Origin of the sequence: uncultured Porphyromonas sp. (genome assembly GCF_938046015.1) — a bacterium.
Classification (GTDB): domain Bacteria; phylum Bacteroidota; class Bacteroidia; order Bacteroidales; family Porphyromonadaceae; genus Porphyromonas.
This window is the reverse complement of the sequence record NZ_CALIXW010000029.1, coordinates 1-3,582: the sequence shown is the minus strand read 5'-3', so window position 1 is coordinate 3,582 and position 3,582 is coordinate 1. Positions and strand designations below refer to the sequence as shown.

The following is a 3,582-nucleotide window of genomic DNA, read 5'->3' as shown; positions in this document are numbered from 1 at the left end:
GGGTGGAGCCCAGTCCGCCCGCCCCGACGACCGCCACCCGCGCGCTGCTGAGGCGCTGCTGTCCCTCCAGTCCGAGCTCGGGGAGGAGGAGCTGCCGCTGGTAGCGCTCGGCGGCCTCGTCCGTCCAGCCTTCGCCCCCTCGCCCCGCCGCTAGAGCCAGCTGTCCCAATCCTTCCATACGGCTTCGTAGCCGACAGAGCGCAGGTAGGCTACGAACTCGGCGGGGCTGCGGCTGTCGGCGATGGCGAACTGCTCCAGATCCTCATGTTGCTCGGCGTAGCCCCCGGGCTCGGTGTGGCTCCCCGCGCTCATGCTCGTGATGCCCAGCGGGAGGACATGGTTGCGGAAGGTCTCCGACTCGCGCGTCGAGAGCGAGATCTCCAGATGCGGATCCAGTAGGCGGTAGGCTAGGATCAGCTGCAGCACGCCGCGGTCATCGATGGGGTAGGCGGGGTCGTAGCCCCCGACGGCGGGCCTGAGGCGTGGGAGGGAGACGGAGTAGCGAGTCTGGCGGTAGCGGTGCTTGAGGTAGTCCAGATGTAGGGCCGTGAAGGCGCTGTCGGTGCGCCATTCCTCGAGCCCCAAGAGGGCGCCCAGGCCGATCTTGGGGATGCCCGCCTGGGCGATGCGGTCGGGCGTCTCGAGGCGGTAGCGATAGTCGGCCTTCTTCCCCTGGAGGTGATACTTAGGGTAGGCCGCCTCGTGGTAGGTCTCCTGATAGACGCAGACGTAGCTGATGCCCGCCTCTCCTAGGGCGGCGTACTGCTCCGTCTCGAGCGGCTGCACCTCCAGCGAGAGCTGGGCGAAGTGCGGACGTAGGTGCTTCGCCACCTCGAGGTAGTAGCGCCAGGAGCTGGCGCGCAGGTCTTCGCCGCTCACCAGCAGCAGGTGGCGGAAGCCCAGCTCCTTGATGGCCGCTACCTCGCGGTCGATCTCGGCGAGCGTCAGCCGACGGCGGCGTATGTGGTGCTCGACGCTGAAGCCGCAGTACACGCAGCTATTGGAGCACACATTAGATAGGTAGAGGGGTAGATAGAGCTGCAGGGTGCGGCCGTAGCGCTCGAGGGTCAGGCGCCTAGCCTCCTCAGCCATAGGCTCGAGGTAGGCCTCTGCTGCGGGCGAGATGAGGGCAAGGAAGTCCGTCAGCTCGCGGTGGGGGCGGCTCAGCGCACGCTCTACGTCGGCGGGGCGCTGGCTATAGATCGCCTCCTGCAGCCGACCGAAGTCATAGCGCTGCAGGTAGTCGTAGGCACTCGTCGGTATCATCGTCGGCAGGGCTCACGAGAGGAAGGCGGTCAGCGGCGAGGAGGCTTGGGCGAAGCTACGCTGGGGTGCGAGGCGCGCCTCATAGGCCTTATGTCCTGCCTCAACGCCCAGGCGGAAGGCCTCGGCCATGGCTACGGGGTCCTGGGCGGTAGCTATGGCGGTATTCACGAGCACAGCGTCCGCGCCCAGCTCCATGCACTCGGCGGCGTGGCTCGGGCTGCCTAGGCCCGCATCCACGACGACGGGGATGCTGCTCTCGGCGATGATGATGCGCAGGAGCTCGCGGGTATCGAGTCCGCGGTTGCTCCCTATAGGGGCGGCCAGCGGCATGACGGTGGCGCAGCCTGCCTCCTCGAGGCGCTTGCAGAGCACGGGATCGGCCTGCACGTAGGGCAGGACGACGAAGCCACGGCGTACGAGCTCCGTCGCGGCCTCCAGCGTCTCTATGGGGTCGGGCATGAGGTAGCGTGGGTCGGGGTGGATCTCGAGCTTGAGCCAGTTCGTCTGGAGCGCCTCACGGCTGAGCTCGGCCGCTAGGATGGCCTCGCGTGCGGTGCGTGCGCCGCTGGTATTGGGCAGGAGGCTAAGCCCCTCCGTGAGCAGGGGGCTTAGGAGACTATCGCTCTCGGGGCGGTCGAGCTCGAGGCGCTTGAGGGCGAGGGTCACGAGCTGGCTGCCCGAGGCGCGGACGGCCTCGGCCATCTGCTGGGAGGAGGCGAACTTGCCCGTCCCGAGGAATAGCCGGCTGTGGAAGGTCTTATCAGCTATGGTAAGCATGGTCTAGGGTCTAGTAGGTCTGTGGGGTAGGGGGGCTTGCCCTCCCCCGTGGATCGAAGTAGGGAGCGGCTCATGGCGATGCCGTACAGGCCGAGGGCGCGCAGCTCGGGCTCCTCCTGGGGCTCGATGCCGCCTATGGCGTAGACGGGCAGCGGGTAGTCGTGGAGCTGGAGGCGGCGGTAGCCCTCGTGCCCGAGGATGGGCGCTAGGCGCTGCTTGGTCTCGGTGTAGTGGCAGGGGCCGAGGCCTATGTAGTCGATGGGGAGCTGGAGGGCGCGCTCGAGCTGGAGGGCGTCATTGCAGGTCAGGCCGATGAGGGCCTCGGGCCCCAGCAGCTGACGGGCGCGCTCGGGAGGGCAATCCTGCTGCCCGAGGTGCACGCCGTCGGCGGCGATGCGGAAGGCCAGCTCCACGTCGTCGTTGATCAGCAGTGGGACGCCGTAGCTACGGCAGAGGCTAAGCAGCTGGCGGGCTGCGGCCTCCCTTAGGGGCGCGCTGGCCTCCTTCATCCGTAGCTCCACGAGGTCGCTGAGGCCAAGGCTCAGCACACGCTCGGTCTGCAGCAGGAGCTCCTCGGGCGTGCTGCCGTGGGTGACGAACATACGCCGCCCCAGCGTCGGGCGAGGCCGTGCGGCAGGTGGCCTTAGTCCCTGGCGGGAGTGGCTCACCGCACGCTGGGCGCGCCGCATAGCGGTCTCGAGGCCGAGCCCCGAGGCCAGCGCTAGGGCAAGCTCCGTGCCATAGAGGCAGCCCGTGCCGTGGCGGTCGGTGCCCGCAGGTGGGCAGCAGCTGGCTATACACTGGCCCTCGGGCGTGTAGCCGAGGTCGGTGATGTAGGCGGCACTAGGGAGCGGCTCGGCGTGCTGTCCTGTCGGAGTGTCCTCTCCTGCCTTCGTGTCCTGCCCTGCTCCTAGGCTGGGGACAAGGTCGGTGCTCGGGCGAGCGCCCTTACAGATCAGCGTGCAGTGCCAGCGGCCGGCGGCCTCGGCGGGGCTAAGCTCCCCGAGGAGCTGACGCTGCTCGTAGGCATTGGGCAGTAGGAGGTCCACCTCCCGCAGTGCCGCCTCCAGCTCCTCAGCAGTCGGCGTCGGGAGGAGCTGATAGCCCGAGCTGCTGCGTAGGATGGGGTCCCAGAGGATGAGGCAGTGCGGGTAGCGGGCGCGGATGAGCCCCGCGAGCATCCGCAGCTGCTCCAGCGAGGCTACGAGGCCGATCTTGGCCACCTCGGGCGGAGGCAGTGCCTCGAGGCTCCGCAGCTGCCCGCGGAGCTCCTCCTCCCCCAGCGGCGTGAGGCCGTAGAAGTGCTCCGCGTCCTGACTCGTGACGGCCGTGATGAGGCTGTAGCTCTCCGCGCCGAGGCGCTGGGCATGGCTGAGGTCGGCCGTGATGCCCGCCCCGCCTGTGGGGTCGAGCCCGCCGCAGAGCAGGAGGCGTGGGGCACAGAGGCGTCTCAGCGCCTCGGGAAGCTCCTCGAGCGAGAGCCCCTGCCAGTAGCCGAGGCTCGCCACGCCCGCGAAGCCCAGACGGAGGAAGTGCCCC

At 68.8% G+C, this 3,582-nt stretch carries 4 protein-coding genes; all 4 read right to left on the bottom strand.

Annotated features, from left to right (window positions below; translation table 11 throughout):
• The coding region (locus tag Q0248_RS03210; protein WP_299319674.1) for a ThiF family adenylyltransferase at window positions 1-160 on the bottom strand (160 nt) is incomplete at its 3' end.
• The gene (thiH, locus tag Q0248_RS03205) at window positions 151-1,266 is read right to left on the bottom strand and encodes a 2-iminoacetate synthase ThiH (RefSeq protein WP_299319670.1); all 1,116 of its coding nucleotides are present in this window, start codon (window positions 1,264-1,266) and stop codon (window positions 151-153) included. The genes Q0248_RS03210 and thiH, both read right to left, overlap by 10 nt.
• A 12-nt stretch (window positions 1,267-1,278) precedes the next feature.
• The gene (locus Q0248_RS03200; RefSeq protein ID WP_299319667.1) at window positions 1,279-2,043 is read right to left on the bottom strand and encodes a thiazole synthase; all 765 of its coding nucleotides are present in this window, start codon (window positions 2,041-2,043) and stop codon (window positions 1,279-1,281) included.
• A partial coding sequence (thiE, locus tag Q0248_RS03195; protein WP_299319665.1) for a thiamine phosphate synthase occupies window positions 2,031-3,582 on the bottom strand: 1,552 nt, incomplete at its 5' end. The genes Q0248_RS03200 and thiE, both read right to left, overlap by 13 nt.